The 18,181-nt window shown below is 72.4% G+C and carries 12 protein-coding genes and 4 pseudogenes; 10 read left to right on the top strand and 6 right to left on the bottom strand.

The window, feature by feature from the left end:
• The first annotated feature begins 264 nt into the window (after nucleotides 1-264).
• The 6 genes and pseudogenes from EAO73_RS25020 (at nucleotide 265) to EAO73_RS24995 (ending at nucleotide 6,606) form a co-directional block, all read left to right on the top strand.
• Nucleotides 265-1,857 carry an ABC transporter substrate-binding protein gene (locus tag EAO73_RS25020; protein WP_147973825.1) on the top strand — a complete coding sequence of 531 codons (1,593 nt, stop codon included), beginning with the start codon at nucleotides 265-267 and terminating at the stop codon, nucleotides 1,855-1,857.
• 1 nt (nucleotide 1,858) lies between these two features.
• Nucleotides 1,859-2,803, top strand: coding sequence for an ABC transporter permease (locus tag EAO73_RS25015; RefSeq protein ID WP_147973824.1), 945 nt, complete (start codon nucleotides 1,859-1,861; stop codon nucleotides 2,801-2,803).
• A gap of 5 nt (nucleotides 2,804-2,808) precedes the next feature.
• Nucleotides 2,809-3,696 carry an ABC transporter permease gene (locus tag EAO73_RS25010; RefSeq protein WP_147973823.1) on the top strand — a complete coding sequence of 296 codons (888 nt, stop codon included), beginning with the start codon at nucleotides 2,809-2,811 and terminating at the stop codon, nucleotides 3,694-3,696.
• Nucleotides 3,693-4,481, top strand: a pseudogene (locus EAO73_RS25005) (ABC transporter ATP-binding protein); the annotation flags it as partial. The gene EAO73_RS25010 and the pseudogene EAO73_RS25005, both read left to right, overlap by 4 nt.
• Nucleotides 4,441-5,439: pseudogene (locus tag EAO73_RS25000) on the top strand (FUSC family protein); the annotation flags it as partial. The pseudogenes EAO73_RS25005 and EAO73_RS25000, both read left to right, overlap by 41 nt.
• 120 nt (nucleotides 5,440-5,559) lie before the next feature.
• Nucleotides 5,560-6,606, top strand: a complete 1,047-nt coding sequence (locus tag EAO73_RS24995) for a lactonase family protein (protein ID WP_147973822.1) — start codon at nucleotides 5,560-5,562, stop codon at nucleotides 6,604-6,606.
• Nucleotides 6,607-6,678: 72 nt separating this feature from the next.
• Here the strand turns inward: EAO73_RS24995 and EAO73_RS24990 are convergent, their stop codons facing one another.
• Nucleotides 6,679-7,602 carry a sirohydrochlorin chelatase gene (locus tag EAO73_RS24990; protein WP_147973821.1) on the bottom strand — a complete coding sequence of 308 codons (924 nt, stop codon included), beginning with the start codon at nucleotides 7,600-7,602 and terminating at the stop codon, nucleotides 6,679-6,681.
• 138 nt (nucleotides 7,603-7,740) lie between these two features.
• A pseudogene (locus tag EAO73_RS24985) lies at nucleotides 7,741-8,857 on the bottom strand (ATPase).
• Nucleotides 8,858-8,940: 83 nt separating this feature from the next.
• Here EAO73_RS24985 and EAO73_RS24980 point away from each other — a divergent pair.
• Nucleotides 8,941-9,618, top strand: a complete 678-nt coding sequence (locus EAO73_RS24980) for a uracil-DNA glycosylase (RefSeq protein WP_147973820.1) — start codon at nucleotides 8,941-8,943, stop codon at nucleotides 9,616-9,618.
• A 10-nt stretch (nucleotides 9,619-9,628) separates the two neighbouring features.
• Here EAO73_RS24980 and EAO73_RS24975 read toward each other — a convergent pair whose 3' ends face one another.
• Nucleotides 9,629-10,717 carry a WD40/YVTN/BNR-like repeat-containing protein gene (locus tag EAO73_RS24975; protein WP_147973819.1) on the bottom strand — a complete coding sequence of 363 codons (1,089 nt, stop codon included), beginning with the start codon at nucleotides 10,715-10,717 and terminating at the stop codon, nucleotides 9,629-9,631.
• Nucleotides 10,718-10,828: 111 nt separating this feature from the next.
• On the bottom strand, nucleotides 10,829-11,887 hold the full coding sequence (locus EAO73_RS24970; RefSeq protein ID WP_224756435.1) for a LacI family DNA-binding transcriptional regulator: 1,059 nt from the start codon (nucleotides 11,885-11,887) through the stop codon (nucleotides 10,829-10,831).
• 214 nt (nucleotides 11,888-12,101) lie between these two features.
• Here EAO73_RS24970 and EAO73_RS24965 point away from each other — a divergent pair, with 214 nt between their 5' ends.
• Both EAO73_RS24965 and EAO73_RS24960 read left to right on the top strand, forming a co-directional pair.
• Nucleotides 12,102-13,349, top strand: coding sequence for an extracellular solute-binding protein (locus tag EAO73_RS24965; RefSeq protein ID WP_147973894.1), 1,248 nt, complete (start codon nucleotides 12,102-12,104; stop codon nucleotides 13,347-13,349).
• A gap of 2 nt (nucleotides 13,350-13,351) precedes the next feature.
• The gene (locus tag EAO73_RS24960) at nucleotides 13,352-14,281 is read left to right on the top strand and encodes a carbohydrate ABC transporter permease (protein ID WP_147973818.1); all 930 of its coding nucleotides are present in this window, start codon (nucleotides 13,352-13,354) and stop codon (nucleotides 14,279-14,281) included.
• A 36-nt stretch (nucleotides 14,282-14,317) separates the two neighbouring features.
• Here the strand turns inward: EAO73_RS24960 and EAO73_RS36700 are convergent.
• Nucleotides 14,318-14,773 (bottom strand): annotated as a pseudogene (locus EAO73_RS36700) (FUSC family protein); the annotation flags it as partial.
• 261 nt (nucleotides 14,774-15,034) lie between these two features.
• Nucleotides 15,035-16,453, bottom strand: a complete 1,419-nt coding sequence (locus tag EAO73_RS24950) for a tetratricopeptide repeat protein (protein WP_147973817.1) — start codon at nucleotides 16,451-16,453, stop codon at nucleotides 15,035-15,037.
• 250 nt (nucleotides 16,454-16,703) lie between these two features.
• On the opposite strand from EAO73_RS24950, the gene EAO73_RS24945 reads away from it, so the two are divergent.
• Nucleotides 16,704-18,047, top strand: coding sequence for a M64 family metallopeptidase (locus EAO73_RS24945; RefSeq protein ID WP_147973816.1), 1,344 nt, complete (start codon nucleotides 16,704-16,706; stop codon nucleotides 18,045-18,047).
• The last annotated feature ends 134 nt before the right edge of the window (nucleotides 18,048-18,181 follow it).

The raw sequence follows: 18,181 nt of genomic DNA, 5'->3' as shown, positions 1-18,181 counted from the left end.
CGCGCTGATCTCTCACCGGTAGCCACAACTCGCTGAGACCCGGGGCCCTCTCTCCCGTACGGCCTCATCTGCTCCCGCACGTCGCGGGGGTCCTTCACGCCTACCCGCGCCCCTTCCCGTACGCCGTCGCAGCGGCCGCCGGGTCGGTGCGGCCTTCGCGCAGCGCATTCCCGTCGCTCCATTGCTTACGCAGCGGAACGAATACCCGGACGTGCTCCGCCGCGCGCCCTCACTCTCCTTCCTCACCGTCACAGGCAGGCTTCGATGACCGAGCTGTACCCCCTCACGCCCTCCGGACCGTCCCGGCGCTCCACGCTGCGCGCCGCCGGCGGTGGCGCCCTGCTCCTCGGACTGGGCCTCGCGGGCTGCCGCTCGGCGGTGTCGGACACCTCGTCCGCCCCGCAGGGCGCGAGTGCCGCACCCCGGCGCGGCGGTGTGCTGAACGTCGCCGTGAACGCCGACTTCACGCCCGCCCTGCTGTTCGCCCAGAGCGGCCAGTCCCTCCAGCAACGGCTGATCTACAACACCCTCACCCGCTACGACGACCGGCTCCACCCGAAACCCGAGCTCGCGACCTCCTGGACGTACGCCAAGGACGGGCGCAGCATCACGCTCCGGCTGCGCGACGACGTCACCTTCCACAACGGCCGCGCGTTCACCGCGGATGACGTGATCTTCGCGGTGAAGAATCTTCAGAACCCGGTGCGGGCGGCGCAGTTGAGGAGCACCGCGGCCACGGTCACCGGGTTCGAGAAGCGCGGCGACCACGAACTGGTGCTCAAGCTGGCGCACCCGGTGAACAACCTCTTCGACCTGTTCGAGTTCATGATCATCACGGACTCGGAGTCCGTCGAGGACGCCGTGGCCGGGAAGAAGTTCATCGGCACCGGCCCGTTCAAGCTGAAGAAGTGGAGCCCCGGCTCCGGACTGAGCCTCACCCGCAACGACGCGTACTGGCAGCCCGGCCGGCCCTACCTCGACGGGGTCGAACTGCGGGTCATAGCCCAGGCCGACGCGCTGATCTCGTCGCTGCGCTCCGGACAGTCGCAGCTCTCGTTCGACGTGCCCGGCAAGAGCCTCGGCGTCGTCAGGAGCGGCTCCGGGCTCACCATCAGCGACTACGACACCGGTGCCGGAGCCGTCTACCTCGGAGTCAACACCACCGTCGCCCCGCTGAACGACCGGACGGTCCGCCAGGCACTCGCCTGGGCCGTCGACCGCGACCGGCTCGTCGCCCAGACCCTCGGCGGCTACGGTCTCGCCTCCGCCGCTCCCTGGCCCAAGTCCTCGCCCGCCTACAGCGAGGCCAACCGCACCCATTACACCCACGACCCCGCCAAGGCCCGCGAGCTGCTGAAGTCGGCCGGCCACAGCAGGCTCGATCTCCCCATGCTGCACATCGCGCTGCCCGGCGAGACGGCGATCGCCGAGTCCATCCAGTACGACCTCAAGCAGGTCGGCGTCCACGTCACGCTCCAGCCCACCGACGGGGCCACCGCGCAGAAGAAGCTCATCTCGCAAGGCATGCCGGCCCTGTGGTCCCTCGGGCACGGGTTCGCCCAGGTGCAGCCGTCCACCCTCGCCGTCAGCGCGTACCCCTTCAACGAGGCGAAGAACACCTCCAAGTACCGTTCCGCCGCCTACACCAAGGTCGTCCAGGAGGCCTGGACCGAGCCGGAGACCGACACGGCCGCCGCCAACGCCCTGCACCAGAAGATCTCCACCATCCTGCTCGACGAGGCGTTCCTCATCGACCTCGTCGTCCGCGGGCAGCTCCAGGTCTCCGCCGACCGGCTGCACGGCGTCACGCTCAACAAGTTCTCCTACCTCAACCTCGACAACGCCTACCTGGTGTGACATGCGCAGCTACCTGCTCCGGCGGCTGCCGTCCGCCCTCCTCGTCCTGATCGCCGCCTCCTTCGTCATCTTCACCATCCTCCGGCTGGTCCCCGGCGACCCCGCCACCGCGCTCGCAGGACCGGACGCGGATGCGGCGACCGTCGCCGCGATCCGCGAACGGCTCGGCCTCGACGCGCCTCTGCTCTCCCAGTACGCCCACTGGATCGGCTCGCTCCTCAAGGGGGACCTCGGACCCTCGTACGCGATCGGCGGGCAGACCGCCGACCTGATCGGCGACGGACTCGGCGCCACCACCGAACTCACTGTCGCGGCGCTGCTGTTCGTGATCGTGCTCGGTACGGCCTTCGGCGTGCTCGGGGCCACCTCGCGCAGCCGGTGGCTGACGGCCGCCGTCCGCGTGATCACCACCGCCGCGCTGGCCGTGCCGCCGTTCGTCAGCGGTGTGCTGCTCGTCCTGGTCTTCGCCGTCGCGCTTCCCGTGCTGCCGCCCGGCGGCCGGGTCGCCTTCCTGACGGCCCCCGACCTCGCAGTCCAGTACCTGGTGCTGCCGGCGCTCTGCCTCGCCCTGCCCAGCGCCGCCGTGCTCGGCCGCTACCTGAAGGACGGCATCGAACGCGGCCTCGCCGAGGACTACATCCGCACCGCCACCGCCGCCGGCGTGCCCCCGCGCCGCCTGCTGTGGCGCCACACCCTGCCCAACGCCCTCCCGCCCGTCGTCACCCTGCTCGGCATGCAGGTCGGCAACCTCCTCGGCGGGGCGGTCCTCGTCGAGGCGATCTTCGCCTGGCCCGGCCTCGGACAGCTCGCCGAACAGGGCCTCCAGCGCCGCGACTATCCGGTCGTCCAGGACCTGCTGCTGCTCCTGGTCGCCGTCTTCGTCCTCGTCCAGCTGCTCACCGACCTTGTGTACGCCTGGCTCGACCCCCGGATCAGGTGGGAGTGACCCTGATGACCCAGATGACCGACCTCCTTAACCCCGCGCCGCCCCCGGCCGCCCGCAACCCGCGCACCGCGGCCCGCAGCCGTCACCCGTACCGCACCGCCCTGTCCACCGCCCGCGCCCGCACCGGCCTCGTCCTCGTCGGCGTCGTCGTCCTCGCCGGGCTCCTGGCCCCGCTGCTCGCCGGACACGGGCCCACCGACCAGAGCGGCCAGAGCCTCGCCGGACCCGGCACGCCCGGACATCTCCTCGGCACCGACGACCTCGGCCGCGACCTGCTCAGCCGGGTGCTGTACGGCATCCGCACCGACCTCGGCATCATCACCGTCGCGGTGCCCGCCGGAGCGGTGCTCGGCTGCCTGCTCGCCCTGGCCGCCGCCGCCCACCCGGTGGCCGACACCGTCGTCCAGCGCGTCTTCGACCTGCTCCTCGCGTTCCCCGGGCTGATCCTGGCGCTCGCCGTCACCGCGATCCTCGGCCCGGGACGTACCCCCGTCGTCCTCGTCATCGCCCTCGCCGAGGTCCCGGTCTTCGGCCGGCTGCTGCGCGGCGGCGTCCTCGTACAGCGGGAACGCGAGTACGTCACCGCCGCCCGCGTCGGCGGCGGTTCGGGCAGCCGGGTGCTGGTCCGGCACATCCTGCCCAACGCGGCCGACCCGCTCGTCGTGCAGATCGCCGTCTCGCTGACCGTCGCCGTCTTCATCGAGGGCGCCATGAGCTTCCTCGGCGTCGGCGTCCGGCCGCCGCAGCCCACGCTCGGAGCCGTGCTCAGCCAGTCCATGCCCTACCTCGCCCAGGCCCCGCACTTCGCCGCGGGTCCCCTGATCACCGTGACCGCGCTTGTCCTCGGCCTCTCGCTCATCGCCGAGGCGCTCAACCGGGAGATACGCCGATGACCGCCCAGGAGCTGCTGGAGGTCCGCGACCTCGGCGTCGACTTCACCGCCCCCGACGGCTCACCGCTGCACGCCGTGCGCGGGGTCTCCTTCACCCTGCGCCGGGGCGAGACCCTGGCCGTCGTCGGCGAGTCCGGGTCCGGCAAGTCCACCACGGCGCTCGCCCTGAACCGGATGCTCCCCGGCACCGGCCGCATCACCAGCGGCACGGTCCGTCTGAACGGCCGCGACCTCGTCACCGCCGGTGACGCGGAACTGCGGGCCGTGCGCGGCGCCCGCATCGGCATGGTCTTCCAGGACCCGATGACCGCCCTCAACCCCGTCCTCACCGCCGGCCGCCACATCGACGAGGTGCTGCGCGCCCACGGCAACCACGACAAGGCCGCCCGCCGCGCCCGTACCGTCGAACTCCTCGACCGGGTCGGCATCCCCGACCCGCACCGCCGCGCCGACGACCACCCCCACCAGTTCTCCGGCGGGCAGCGTCAGCGCATCCTCATCGCGATGGCCCTCGCCGGCGAACCCGACATCCTCCTCGCCGACGAGCCGACCACCGCGCTCGACGCCACCGTCCAGGACCAGATCCTCACCCTGCTCGGCGACCTCAACCGCGAGACCGGCACCGCCCTCGTCCTCATCACGCACAACATGGGCGTCGTCGCCCGCGCCTGCGAACGGGTCCTCGTCATGTACGGCGGCACCGTCGTCGAGGCGCTGGTCCGACATGAGCTGCCCGGCCAGCAGCGCGACGGCCCCGCCCGCCGGTACCGGTCTGGCCCGGGTCACCACCCGCCAGGCCGTCCAGGCGGTCGCGGGCGGGGCCGTCGCGCTGCTGGCCGGGCAGCTCATGTCGGACCAGCGCTGGTACTGGGCCGTCGGCGCCACCTGGTGGGTCTTCGTGAACACCGCCTCGCGCGGCGAGACCCTGGTACGCGGCTTCCGCCGGATCCTGGGCACCCTCATCGGCATCCCGATCGGCCTCGCCGTCGTCATCCCGGTGCACGGCGCGCCCGTGCCCACCGCCCTGATCGTCGCCGCCGGGATCTTCGGCATCTTCTACACGGCCGCGGTCTCCTACACCTGGATGATGCTCTCCGTGACGGTCATGGCGGGCGCGCTGTACGGGTCCCTCGGCGTACTCGATCCCGCCCTGCTCGCCCTGCGGCTCGGCGAGACGGCCGTCGGCGCGCTCGGGGCGATGCTCGCGGTGCTGCTCGTCCTGCCCGTCACCACGCACGCCACGACCGATGCCTGGATCCAGCGCGCCCTGCGCTGCGTGCACGCCTGCACCGAGGAGGCCGCCGCCCGGCTCTCCGGCTCCGCCACCGCCGACCCGGCCCCGCGCGTCGCCGAGCTGGAGGCCCTTCTCGGACGCGTCCGGCTCTCGCTCGCCCCGCTGGTCCACCCGCTGAGCCCGCTCCGCGCCCGCCGGGCCAGGGCCGGGCACGTCCTCGCCCTGCTCGACGAGTGCGCGCGCGAGGTGCGCGGTCTCGCCTCGGTGGCCGCCGACCCGGAGGCGTCCCACGACGCCCGGCTCGCCGCCGCCTGCTGGCGCGTCGAGAACGCGGTCGAAGCGCTCACGGCACCCGGGCGGCCCGCCCGTACGGCCGTCACGGCCGCCCTGCCCGCGCACCCCGCCGCCTCCGAACCCGCCCTCGCCCACCTGCACAGCCTGGAACGCGCGCTCGCCGAGCTCGCCGCACCGCTGCACAGCCCGCCGAGCGCACCCCTGGTCACTGCCTGACCCCCTTCGGCGCGGCCCGATCCGGCACCCTTGGTCCAGACCACGCAGCCGCACTGCTACCGTCGCCGCAAAGATCACGACGGCACGTCCGCCGCGCACAGCCGGCGGAGAGGAGCAGCGGTGGACAGCAGCAACGGTGCGGGACGGGCATTCATCGGGTCGTTCACCTCGGCGGGCGGGCGCGGCATCACCGTCGCCGCCGTGGACCCGGAGACCGGCGCGCTCACGGTCCTGGGCGCCACCGACGCCGTAACCGACCCGTCCTACCTGGCGCTCGGCCCCGGCGGCAGGGTCCTCTACGCGGTCAGCGAGACCGAGCCGGGAGCCGCGGCGGCCCTCGACGTCACCGCGGACGAACCCCGCCCGGTCGGTGAGGTCCGGGCGGTGGACGGGGACGGCCCCACCCACCTCGCCCTCGCCGCGGACCACCTGGTCACCGCGAACTACGGCTCGGGCAGCGTCAGCGTGCTGCCCGTCGCCGGGGACGGCACGCTCGGCCCCGTCGCCGCGGTCCTCGCGCACGAGGGCGGCGGACCGGTCGCGGACCGCCAGGAGGGCCCGCACGCCCACCAGGTGCTGCCCGACCCCTCCGGGGACTGGGTGCTCAGCGTCGACCTCGGCACCGACTCGGTGCGGATCTGCGCGCTCGACCGGGCCACCGGGGAGCTGCGCCCGCACGGCGAGACGGCGCTCCGAGCCGGCACCGGCCCCCGCCACCTGGCCTTCCACCCCTCGGGCCGGCACGCCTACGTGCTGAACGAGCTGGAGCCCACCGTCACCGTGTGCCGCTGGGACGCCACCGCGGGCGTCCTGGAGCCGGTCGGTGAGACGCCGGTGCTCTCCGAGGACGCGACCGGCGAGAGCTACGCCTCCGAGGTCGTCGTCGCGCACGACGGCCGCTTCCTGTGGGCGGCCAACCGCGGCCACGACAGCATCTCCGTGCTCGCGCTCGACGCGACCGGCGAGCAGCCGTCCCTGGTCACGACCGTGGACTGCGGCGGCCACTGGCCGCGCGACCTCGCGCTCGACCCGGCCGGGCGCCGGCTCTACACGGCCAACGAGCGCAGCGGGAACGTCGCCTGGTTCACGGTGGACCCGGAGACCGGCATCCCGCGCCACGACGGCTCCCTGGAGGCGCCTGCGGCCTCCTGCGTGATCTTCGGCTGATCCCTCCGGGGTACGCGTGAGGCCCCGTACGGGACTGCCGTCCGGTACGGGGCCTCACTCATGCCGAAAAGGTCAGCGGGCCTGCGCCCCCTGGGCCACCGGGGGAGCGATCCCGAGGGCCGAGGTGTACATCGACAGCACCAGCTTGCCGATAGCCGGGTACGCGCCCAGCGGCTCGGCGGTCGCGCAGCCGGCCTCCTTCGCCGCGGCGTCCAGCAGACCGTCCGCCAGCTCCGGACCCACCAGATACGGCGCCACGGCCAGCTGCAGCGAGCCGGAGCCCTTCAGCTGCTCCGCGATCGCGGCGACCGAACCCTCCACGTCCAGGGCGGCGGCCATCACCGGCACCGCGAGCCGGGCCGCAAGCAGCATGCCGGTGATCCCCGCGGCCTGCACGGCCTCCTCGCCGCCCACCGTGGCGAGCACGATCCCGTCGGCGGCCGTCGCCACCGTGAAGAGCCTCGCCCGGTCCGCGCGGGCGAGCCCGGCCTCCGACAGCCGGACGTGCAGCGCCTCGGCCAGCAGCGGGTGCGGACCGAGCACATCGGTCAGTTCCGCCGGGGCGTCGCTGTCGGTGATCGCCTGACGTATCCGCTGGACCAGTGCGCTGTCCGGACCCGCGAGCAGCGGGACCACCACGGCGGCCGGGCCCTCGGGCTCGGCGACCTCACGGCCCACGGCCAGCGCCTGCTCGTAGCGCGCGGTGCGCTCGGCGGCGGAATGCGCGATCACGGAGGCCAGCGCCGGGTACTCCGCGTCGTCGCCGTCGACGTAACCGATCAGGGCGTTCAGGCCGGGCAGCTCGGAACGGGCGATGCTGATGACTTCCTCGGCCAGACCGCGGCTTTCCGAAGAGGGGGTACCGGGAACGGCGAGAACGAGCGCGGCAGCGCCCTCGGGTGCGACCACGGGCTCCGGGCGGCGGTGCCGTCCGGACTGGCGAGGTCGCGGCATTCGTACAGGCAGGCCGGAAGCGGGCCCAGTGGGGGTGCTCATGGCGCCGCATGCTACTGGTTTCGGACGGCCCCTTGCGCGGGGAGGGGCCGGTCGAGCGGCCTCTGTCCGCTTTTATCCGATCAGTGGCTTACTGGGCAACTGCCCTGAAGTGTCGTCAGCGTGCGGGTGCCCGTCACCCTACGCCTGCGGCGCGGGCGCAGGAACGCGGAGCAGCGTCGGGTGGTGCGGCAGCCGCAGCCCCCCGGTGGCCAGGGCCCGGGCGATGCGCAGCGCGCCGATCAGGGGATCACCCGAACCGGGGACCGCCCGAGCCCGTGGCAACAGCCGCGCCAATTCCTCGTGCAGGGGTACGAGCAACGGCTCGCCCATCCGGAACAGCCCGCCCGTGAGCGCGACTTCGTACGCCTCCTCGTCCGCCTTCGCCTCCGGGCACACCGCCGCCGCGGCCTCCGCGATGTGCGCGGCGGCGGCCCGCAGGATGCCCTCGGCCACCGGGTCGCGGTCCGCGCACGCGGCCACCTCCGGTGCGAACGAGGCCAGCATGGCCGGCCGGTCCGCGCGTGGGTAGAGCAGACCGGGCAGCTCCTGCGGCGGCCCGAACACCGCCTCCAAGCGCGCCAGCAGCGTGGACGAACCGCCGCGCCGCCCGTCGTGCGCGCGCATCGCGGCATCGAGTCCGGCCCGCCCGATCCAGGCCCCGCCCCGCTCGACCGGCCCCTCCCCGCGCAAGGGGCCGTCCGAAACCAGTAGCATGCGGCGCCATGAGCACCCCCACTGGGCCCGCTTCCGGCCTGCCTGTACGAATGCCGCGACCTCGCCAGTCCGGACGGCACCGCCGCCACGCCGTCAGGTCCGTGCCCAGCGCGATCAGCCCGGTACCGGCGGCCACCACCGCTCCGGGCCGCTGCCCGACCGCCCCGGCGTACGCGGTCACCGCGTCCGCCGCGAGCGCGATCCGGTGCACGCCCAGTGCGTCGGCCAGGGCGCCCGGCAGTTCGGCGCGCAACTCGTCGCCGAGCGTGGCCATGCCCGCGGCGCCGATCGCCGCGGCGGTGATCCGCCCACCGGTGCCGAGTCCGTCGAGCAGAGCGCGTACGGCGGGCAGTATCTGCTCCAGCAGATGGGCGGCGTCGATGCCGCGCGGTCCGGTGCGCACCGGACCGCCGCACTCGGCGGTCTCCACCGGAGCGTCCGCTTCCGTCGTGCCGAGCGCCACCCGGAGCCCGGAGCCGCCCGAATCCACCCCGAGTACGTACGCGCCCGGTTCCCCGGCGGGGTGCCCGTGTGACGTCATGGACCGGCTCCCGGGGACGAAGGGTGAGGACGGGCAGCACCCTATCCCCGGGGGGCCTCGTTGCGCCGGTAGGGTGATCTTCCGTGACAGCACGACCGTTGAACGAAGTAGTCGAGCCCGGCTGGGCCGACGCCCTCGCCCCCGTGGCGGGGCGCATCGCTGCGATGGGTGATTTCCTGCGTGCGGAGGTCGCGGCGGGCCGCACCTACCTGCCGTCCGGGGCGAACGTGCTGCGCGCGTTCCAGCAGCCCTTCGAGGACGTACGGGTCCTGATCGTCGGTCAGGACCCCTACCCCACACCCGGGATGGCGATCGGTCTGAGCTTCGCGGTCTCCCCGGACGTCCGCAGGCTGCCGGGCAGCCTGGAGAACATCTACCGCGAGCTCCACACCGACCTCGGGCTGCCCCGCCCGTCGAACGGCGACCTGACCCCCTGGACCCGCCAGGGCGTGCTGCTGCTGAACAGGGCGCTGACGACCGCACCCCGCTCGCCCGGCGCCCACCGGGGCAAGGGCTGGGAGGAAGTCACCGAACAGGCCATCCGCGCCCTGGCCGCCCGGGGCAAGCCGCTGGTGTCCGTGCTCTGGGGACGCGACGCCCGCAATCTGCGCCCGCTGCTCGGCGACCTGCCGGCCATCGAGTCCGCGCACCCCTCCCCGATGTCCGCCGACCGCGGCTTCTTCGGGTCCAGGCCGTTCAGCCGGGTCAACGAACTCCTCGCCGCACAGGGCGCCCAGCCGGTCGACTGGCGGCTCCCGTAGGCGGGGTGCCTCACACGTCGACCGCCGCCGCCCGTACGCACAGCACGTCCGGCAGGTGCGAGGCCAGCTGCTCCCAGCTGTCCCCGTCGTCCGCGCTCGCGTACAGCTCGCCGTTGCGGTTGCCGAAGTAGACCCCGGCCGGGTCCGCGTCGTCCGTGCAGAGCGCGTCGCGCAGCACCGTGCCGTAGTGGGCGCTCTCGGGCAGGCCCGCCGACAGGGGCTCCCAGTGGGCGCCCGCGTCGGTCGTCCGGAAGACCCGGCAGCGGTGCTCGGCGGGCACCCGGTCGGCGTCGGCGTTGATCGGGAAGACGTACGCCGTGTCCGCGCGGTGCGGGTGGGCGGCCACGGCGAAGCCGAAGTCCGAGGGCAGGCCCGCGCCGATGTCCGTCCAGTTGCCCCCGGCGTCGTCGCTGCGGAAGACGCCCCAGTGGTTCTGGAGGTAGAGGCGGTCCGGGTCGGCCGCGTCCCGGCTGACCTTGTGCACGCACTGGCCGAACTCCGGGTCCGGGTCGGGCAGGAAGACGGCGGAGACCCCCTTGTTGGCCGGGGTCCAGCTCGCGCCGCCGTCGGCGGTCCGGAACACCCCGGCGGTGGACACCGCGACCGTCACGGCGCGGGCGTCCCGCTCGTCGGTCAGGATGGTGTGGAGCCCCTCGCCGCCCCCGCCGGGCACCCACCGCGAACGCGTCGGGTGCTCCCACAGCGGGCGTACCAGCTCGAACGACTCGCCCCCGTCCGCCGAGCGGAACAGCGCGGCCGGCTCCGTGCCCGCGTAGACGACGCCCGGCGCCTCGGGCCCCGCCGGCTGCAGCTGCCACACCCGCTCCAGCGAGGTCCCGGTGAACTCCGGGAACTTCACCGCCGGGGTCTTCGGCTCGACCCAGCTCGCGCCCAGGTCGTCGGAGTGGAAGACGGACGGGCCCCAGTGCGCGCTGTCCCCGCCGACGAGCAGCCGGGGCCGGTCGCCCCGGGTGTCGATGGCGACCGAGTAGATCGCCTGGGCGTTGAAATGCGGCCCCTCGAACTCCCACGTACCGCCGCGCCTGCGGCCGATGAAGAGCCCCTTGCGAGTGCCCACGGTGAGCAGTACATCGGTCATGACCGAACCTCCCGAAACGCCGTTGTGCCGGATACGCGCCAGTCTGTACCCCGGCACTGACAACGGCGTGGACGACGGCCCGGGTGTCCCGGTCCCGGCGCGGTCCGCCGCTCAGCGGCAGGGCGGGGCCGTGCTGCTGCGGACCACCAGATTCGTCGCCAGGTCCACGCGCGTCGTCGCGGGCTGCCTGCCCCGGCCGAGGTCGAGGACCAGCCGGGCCGCCGTCTCGGCCATCTCGATCAGCGGCTGGCGCACCGTGGTCAGCGGCGGACCGATCCACCGGGTGAGCGGCAGGTCGTCGAAACCGACCACGCTCAGGTCCTCCGGGATGCGCAGACCCAGCTCGCGCGCCGCCTCGTACACGCCGAGTGCCTGCAGGTCGTTGCCCGCGAAGACGGCGGTCGGCCGCTCCGCCGAGCGCAGCAGTTCCATGCCGGCCGCGTACCCGGCCTCGTGCGAGAACTCGGCCTCGCGGATCAGTGACCGGTCGATCGGTACCCCCGCCGTCTCCAGGGCGGCGCGGTAGCCGTCCACCCGGGCCCGGCTGCACATCATCCGGGACGGTCCGCTGACGACGCCGATCCTGCGGTGGCCGAGCCCGGTGAGGTGGCGGGTGGCGGCCAGACCGCCCTGCCAGTTCGTCGTGCCGACCGACGGGATGTCGTCGCCCGGATCGCCGGCCGGGTCCACCACCGCGTAAGGGATGCTGCGGCTGGTGAGCTGTGCGCGCTGGGCGGCGGTGAGGTCGGAGAGGACCAGGATCACCCCGACCGGCCGGCGGGCCAGCACGCCGTCGACCCAGGTCTGCCCGGGGCTGAGGCGGCCCGCGCTCTCCGAGAGGACCAGGCTCAGGCCCTCCTCGCGCGCGACGTTCTCCACGCCGCGCACGACCTCCATCGCCCACGCGCTGTCCAGCTCGTGGAAGACCAGGTCGATGAGTTGCGACTGCGTGGTGGAACCGCGTCTGCGGCGGTAGCCGTGCTGCAGCAGCAGTTCCTCGACCTTGGTGCGCGTACCGGGCGCGACATCGGCGCGCCCGTTCAGCACCTTCGAAACTGTCGGAGCCGAGACTCCGGCCGCTCGGGCGATTTCCGCCAGCGTGGCAGCGCCGTCCGACGACGCTCCGGCAGGCGCATTCTCCTGATGTGACTGGACGTTTGCGGGGCTCATACAGCGAATCGTAACCGCCCGGCGCCCGAACCGAGCGGGGTGCCCCGGCGAAAAATTCGCGCTCCGCGACCTCTTGACTGGCCCGAAACCCAACCGTACGGTTCCGGCAACATTCGCAAGCAACTCCGAAAGATTCGACAGAGGTGCGGTCATGCGGTCGGGAATTTTCACTCAGGGCAAGCGGGCGGCGAGATGGACCGCGGCCGGTGCGGCCATGGTCATGGCGGGAGTCCTGGCGGGCTGCGGATCGGACGGCGGCAGCGGCGGCGGTGGCGCCACGCTGACCGCGTACGTCTACGGCGACGATGCCGTGAAGGTTCAGCAGGCCGCGGTGAAGGAGTTCAACAAGACCTCCGACGTGAAGGTCAAGCTCGTCTCCGTACCCGGCACCGACTACGTCAACAAGCTCCGCAGCGCCATGGGCTCCCCGAGCGCCCCCGACATCTTCTTCAACTGGGGCGGCGGCTCCATCAAGCCGTACGTCGACGCGAACCAGCTGGTCGACCTCACCTCGACGTTCAAGAGCGACGCCACCCTGAAGGACGGCTTCCTGCCGTCGATCGTCACGGCCGGCAGCCTCGACGGGAAGGTCTACGGCGTCCCGATGCGCGGTATGCAGCCCGTGATGCTCTTCTACAACAAGACCCTCTTCGCCGAGAACGACGTCACGGCCCCCAAGACGTGGGAGGACCTGCAGAAGGCCATCAAGACCTTCAAGAGCAAGGGCATCACGCCGTTCGCCCTCGGCGGGTCCGACAAGTGGCCCGAGCTGATGTGGCTGGAGTACCTGCTCGACCGGATCGGCGGCCCCGACGTCTTCCGCAAGATCCAGAACGGCGACAGCACCGCCTGGGGCGACCCGGCCGTCCTGAAGACCGCCCAGACCGTCAAGCAGCTCGTCGACGACGGCGCGTTCGGCAAGAACTTCAACTCCGTCGACTACGGCAACGGCGGTGCGCCCACCCTGCTCAACAAGGGCAAGGCGGCCATGCACCTGATGGGCTCGTGGGAGTACTCCACCCAGCTCGGCAAGGCGCCCGAATTCGCCGAGAAGGACCTCGGCTGGACGAACTTCCCGACCGTCGCCGGCGGCGTCGGTGACCCGGCCGACGTGGTCGGCAACCCCACCAACTACTGGTCGGTGAACGCCCGCACGAAGCACAAGGACGCGGCCATAGCCTTCCTCAAGACCATGGCCTCCAAGTCCTACGCCCAGGCCCTCGTGGACAACGGCGACGTGCCCACCACCTCCAACGCCGCCTCCATGCTGAGCGGATCGCCGAACCCGAAGTTCGCCACCGACCAGTACGAGATGGTCCAGAAGGCCCCCGACTTCACCCTGTCCTGGGACCAGGCGCTGGAGTCCAGGATCGCCACCCCGCTGCTCACCGAGATCAGCAAGCTGTTCGCCGGCAAGTCCACGCCCGAGCAGTTCGTCGCCGCAATGAAGGCCGTCAAGTAACGATGTCGCACGTCTCCTCGTCACCCAAGGTGCGCGGAGGACGGAAGGCGGCCGCCGGCAACGTCGGCCGCCCCCCGGTCGCCTGGGCGCTGCCCGGCATCCTCTTCTTCGCCCTCTTCGCGATCGTCCCGCTGGCGATCGCCGTGTACCTCTCCTTCTGCCACTGGGACGGGCTGAACTCCCCGACCTCCGCCGGTACGGCCAACTGGACGCGGCTCTTCAAGGACCCCGAGTTCCGCCAGGCCGCCTGGCTCAGCCTGCTGCTCACCACCATCAGCTGGGTCTTCCAGACCCCGGTGGCCCTGCTCCTCGGCGTCTGGGCGGCCGGCCGGCAGCGCAGCCGCGCCGTGCTCTCCGCGATCTTCTTCGTCCCGCTGCTGCTGTCCACCACAGCCATCGCGATGCTGTTCCACGCGCTGCTCGATCCCAACTTCGGGGTCATCAAGGAGATCGGGCCCTGGTTCGGCATCGACCCGAACATCATGGGCTCGTCCACCGGTGCCCTGCTCACCGTGGCGTTCGTCGGCGGCTGGCAGTTCATGCCCTTCCACACCCTGATCTACCAGGGCGGCACCCGGCAGATCCCCCAGGTCCTCTACCAGGCCGCCGAGATCGACGGCGCGGGCATGTTCCGGCAGTTCTTCCACATCACCCTGCCGCAGCTGCGAAACACCATCACGACCTCCTCGGTCCTGATGATCGTCGGCTCGCTGACCTACTTCGACACCGTGCTCATCATGACCAAGGGCGGTCCGGGAACGGACACCACCATCCTGCCGTACCTGATGTACCGCACCGGTTTCCAGACCTACGACCTCGGGTACGCCGCCGCGATCGCGACCGCCCTCGTCGTCGTGGCCACCGCGATCTCGCTGATCCTCGTCCGCTTCAGCGGCTTCGGGAACATGCGCTCCACCCGGGAAGGTATGTGACGCGATGTCGACCGACACCCGCCCCGCGGCGCGCCCCGCGCAGAGCAGGGACAGGGCGACGGCGGAGTAGAGCTCGGGAAGCTGGCGGGGCAGGGTGTGGAGGAACTGCGTGCTGAAGAAGGCCATGAACGCGAAGACGCCGAGGGAGTGCCCGCGCGGCCCCCACCGCCTCGCGTAGACCCCCGCGCCCATGACCGCGAGGAACGCGGCGTCGCGGGCGACGGGGTGGTCGTGGAGGACCGCGGCGAGGGCGAGCACCGGGAAGCCGACAGCGGGCAGCAGCGCGGTGGTGACCGCCTGGCCGCGGACGGTGGGGTCGGTCACGGTGAACAGGGCGAGCAGCGCGGCGAGGCCGCCGGTGATGGCCGCCACGAGCGAGTGGCCGACGAGCCCGCACACCACCACGGCGAGCCCGATGCCGAGCACGGCCCGGCAGGCGAACCGGAGCCGGATCCGGCCCGGGTCCGGTGCGACGAACGCCCTCTTCAGCAAGTTGCCCCGCCCCTTCTTCGTATCTGGACCATGCCCGGACATGAGAAAGGCGCCGCATGGGTCCCCGAGGGACCCGCAGCGCCATTGATTGACCTATCTCAGCATCCGACGGGCTAATGGTTCAAATCGAGCCTGGTTCATTGAGCCGCTGGCCCAGAATTCTGTCGCTCATCTCGGCCACGGCAGAGCCAACGGACCAGCCTCGCAGGCCACCCGTGCGAACGGCCGCCGCCGCGGGCCCCGCCCGGTCCTGCCCGCGCCTCAGGTCCAGGGCGTGAAGGGCGGGCGGGCGGGAGCGGGGCCGAGCGTGGTGGTCCCCGGTTCGGCGCGGTGTCCGAGCCCGGTCCGGTACGCGTTCAGCGCCTCCTCCGTACGGCCCTCGCGGCGCATCAGATCGCCGAGGAGGCGGCAGATGTCGGCGAGGTCCCCGGCGGCTCCGGTCTGTTCGAGCAGGGAGAGCGCGGTCGCGTAGTGCAGCTCGGCGGACTCGGTGTCCCCGGCCTCCTCCGCGATCAGCCCGAGCAGCCGGTGGGCCCCACCGGCGTGCAGCGCGCCGCGGTCGTGCTGGAGACCGGCCAGCAGAGTCCCCAGCAGCTCCGCGGCCTGGGCCGACTTCCCGCTCCTGCGCAGGACGTCGGCGAGTTCGACCTCCACCTGGGAGACGTACAGGGCCGCGCGCTTGGAGACCAGCATCGAGCGAGCGGTCCGCAGCGCCGCCTCCGCCTGGACGAGGTCGCCGTCCTGGGCGCAGACGTAGCCCCGCATCCAGTGGCAGTGCGCGAGTTCGGTACGGATCTGCAGTTGCTCGTAGAGCTCGGTGGCGCGCGCCAGCGAGGTCCGGGCGTCGTCGGCCCTGCCTTCGGCGATCAGGGTGCGGGCCACGGTGCGGTGCATGCCGGCCACGAGAGCGGGGTCGGACACCTGGGGCACCAGGGCGAGCGCGAGTTCGGCGGCCTGCGCGGCGCGGGCGTGGGCACCCATGTCCATGTACGGAGCGATCGACGCCGTGTACAGCTGGAGCAGCGCGCCCGGATCGTGCAGCCCCGACGTGTTCAGCTCGTCGATCGCGCTTTCCAGCAGGTAGCAGCAGTAACGGAGTTCGCCCGCGAGGTAGTGCGCGATCGACCGGCCCCGGACCGCCCGCGCACGGGCCGGGAGGGGTTCGCGGGCCAGCGCGACTTCCGCCGCCTCGAAGCGGCCGACGGCCTCGGCGAGTTCGCCCGTCTCCAGCGCGCACTCCCCCAGGCCGGTGAGCGCGGCTCCCCGTTCCTGGGCGAGCTGGTACTCGTCGGCCCTGCGCAGGATCTGCTCGTAGGCGGCGCGCGCGTCCGCCGCGTCGCCCACGGCCAGCACCCGCTGCGCGTCGGTCAGCCCGACCCGCAGCTCCGCGACGAGATGGGTGGGCCTGCCCGTGGCCAGCTCCTCCTCGGCGACCCCGAGCCGCTCGGCGATGTACCGCAGGGCGGCCCCGGAGGGGCGCACCTTGCCAGCCTCCAGGGTCGAGACGTACGCGGCGGTGTACTCGGGCTCGGCGAGCTGCCGCTGGGTCAGCCCGCGCTCCTTGCGCAGACTCCTCACGCGCCGGCCGATCGCCGCGGGATCCCCCGGCCCCTCCGGCCGCCCGGCCTCGGAGCGGATCGTTCCCTCACCGTTGACCGGCACCCCGTCGGCCTGCGCCATGACAGCCCCTCGCTTCTCGTCCCCCAGTGGTCCCGGCGGCCGCGTGCGCCGGTCGGACTCGTCACCCGTGGGGACACGCATATTCCCACACGTACCGGCCGTTGTCGGGTCCGCGAAGCGATACCTCCTCGATACGCCACACCCTCCCGGCCACCCCTTGTGCGCCCCCGTCGCACAACCTAGGTTAAGCGCCAACTCAAGCCCATTGAACCAACAACTTAACCAGTGCGGGCGTGAGGAAAGGATTGACATGAACACAAAAAAGGCGGCCGCCCTGTCCACGGGCGTCGCGCTCATGACCCTCCTCGGGGCGGCGCTCGCCGCTCCCGCGTCGGCCTCGGACCCGGAGCCCACGCGGGAACCGCACGTCGGCGTCGAGTACTTCCCCGAGCCGGGCGGTCCGGGACACCGGACCGAGGTCCCGCTCCGCACGGAGACGAAGCACACCGCGGCCCGGAGCTCCGCGTCCGCCGCACCGACGACGGACGGGGCGGTCGGCCGGCTGTCGGTGACCGGCTCCTCGGACGACCGGCTCGACGTGGTGATCGTCGGCGACGGCTACACGGCCGGTGAGCAGGAGGCCTTCCACTCCGCGGCCGCCGCCAAGTGGGCGGACATCACCACCATCGAGCCCTATGCCAGCTATCAGGGCCTGATGAACGTGTGGACGGTCGACGCCGTCTCCGCCGAGTCCGGCATCAGCGGGGACCCCACCGCGGACGTCGCCAAGGACACGGCCCTCGGCAGCTACTTCTGGTGCTCGCAGACCGAGCGGCTGATCTGCGCCGACATCGACAAGGTCGCCTCGTACGCGGCGAAGGCGCCGGACGCGGACCTGGTCGTCGTCGTCTCCCACTCCACCAAGTACGGCGGCGCCGGCTACTCGGGCCTGGAGGCCGAGGGCTACCCCTTCGACGGTGTCTCGACCCTCTCGTCCGACAACGAGCAGTCGAACATGATCGCCGCCCACGAGATAGCCCACTCGGTGGGCCTGCTGGCGGACGAGTACACGTACGACAGCTACGGCACCTGGACGGGCGGCGAGCTTCCGGACATCAACTCCAGCATCTTCACCGCGGACCGGATGGCCTCCGACAGGAGCAAGTGGTACCGCTGGCTCGGCGAGACCGACCCCACGGGCGGCACAGTCGGCACGTACGAGGGCAGCAGTTACTACCCGTACGGGATCTACCGCCCGACCGCCAACTCGATCATGCGGGCCCTGAACGTCAGGGACTTCAACCTCCCCGGGCGCGAGGCCATGATCGCGGGCTTCTACCGCGAGGCCAACGCGCTGAGCAGCAGCACCCCTTCGGGCGCCACGATCCGCAGGACCGACCGGATCGAGGTGACGCGGGCCGCCCTGACCGGACTGGCGGCTCCCGAGCTGCGCTGGTACGTCGACGGGGTCCGGGTGAAGCGGGCCACGGGTCTCACCGCCGCCGCCCCCTCCTCGCTGGGCGTGCCGAGGGACGGCAGGACGCACACGGTCACGCTCGAGTCGACGGACCGCACGAAGTCGGTCCGCGACCCCGCGGTCCGCGCCGAGACCACCGAGCGGCTGACCTGGAAGGTCAAGGCGTCCCGCCGGTAGAACCCCGTCGCTCCGGAGGCCTGCGCGGCGGCCGTCCGCCGCGCAGGCCTTCCCGAGGAGAAGATTTCCTTGGTCTAGACATGTCAACTTGACATCGCTACGCTCACCCTTGGTCTAGACCGCAGAATTCTCCG

The sequence above is a fragment of the Streptomyces sp. col6 genome (assembly GCF_008042035.1).
Taxonomy (GTDB): domain Bacteria; phylum Actinomycetota; class Actinomycetes; order Streptomycetales; family Streptomycetaceae; genus Streptomyces.
Note: the sequence above shows the minus strand (reverse complement) of the source record. Positions and strands in the feature narration are given on the sequence as shown.

Excerpts from the sequence above, each read along its gene's own strand:
- EAO73_RS24950 (WP_147973817.1), bottom strand. The coding sequence starts at position 16,453 with ATGGCGCAGGCCGACGGGGTGCCGGTCAACGGTGAGGGAACGATCCGC.
- EAO73_RS24945 (WP_147973816.1), top strand. The coding sequence starts at position 16,704 with ATGAACACAAAAAAGGCGGCCGCCCTGTCCACGGGCGTCGCGCTCATG.
- EAO73_RS24965 (WP_147973894.1), top strand. The coding sequence starts at position 12,102 with ATGGTCATGGCGGGAGTCCTGGCGGGCTGCGGATCGGACGGCGGCAGC.
- EAO73_RS24975 (WP_147973819.1), bottom strand. The coding sequence starts at position 10,717 with ATGACCGATGTACTGCTCACCGTGGGCACTCGCAAGGGGCTCTTCATC.
- EAO73_RS24990 (WP_147973821.1), bottom strand. The coding sequence starts at position 7,602 with ATGAGCACCCCCACTGGGCCCGCTTCCGGCCTGCCTGTACGAATGCCG.
- EAO73_RS25015 (WP_147973824.1), top strand. The coding sequence starts at position 1,859 with ATGCGCAGCTACCTGCTCCGGCGGCTGCCGTCCGCCCTCCTCGTCCTG.
- EAO73_RS24960 (WP_147973818.1), top strand. The coding sequence starts at position 13,352 with ATGTCGCACGTCTCCTCGTCACCCAAGGTGCGCGGAGGACGGAAGGCG.
- EAO73_RS25010 (WP_147973823.1), top strand. The coding sequence starts at position 2,809 with ATGACCCAGATGACCGACCTCCTTAACCCCGCGCCGCCCCCGGCCGCC.
- EAO73_RS24970 (WP_224756435.1), bottom strand. The coding sequence starts at position 11,887 with ATGAGCCCCGCAAACGTCCAGTCACATCAGGAGAATGCGCCTGCCGGA.
- EAO73_RS25020 (WP_147973825.1), top strand. The coding sequence starts at position 265 with ATGACCGAGCTGTACCCCCTCACGCCCTCCGGACCGTCCCGGCGCTCC.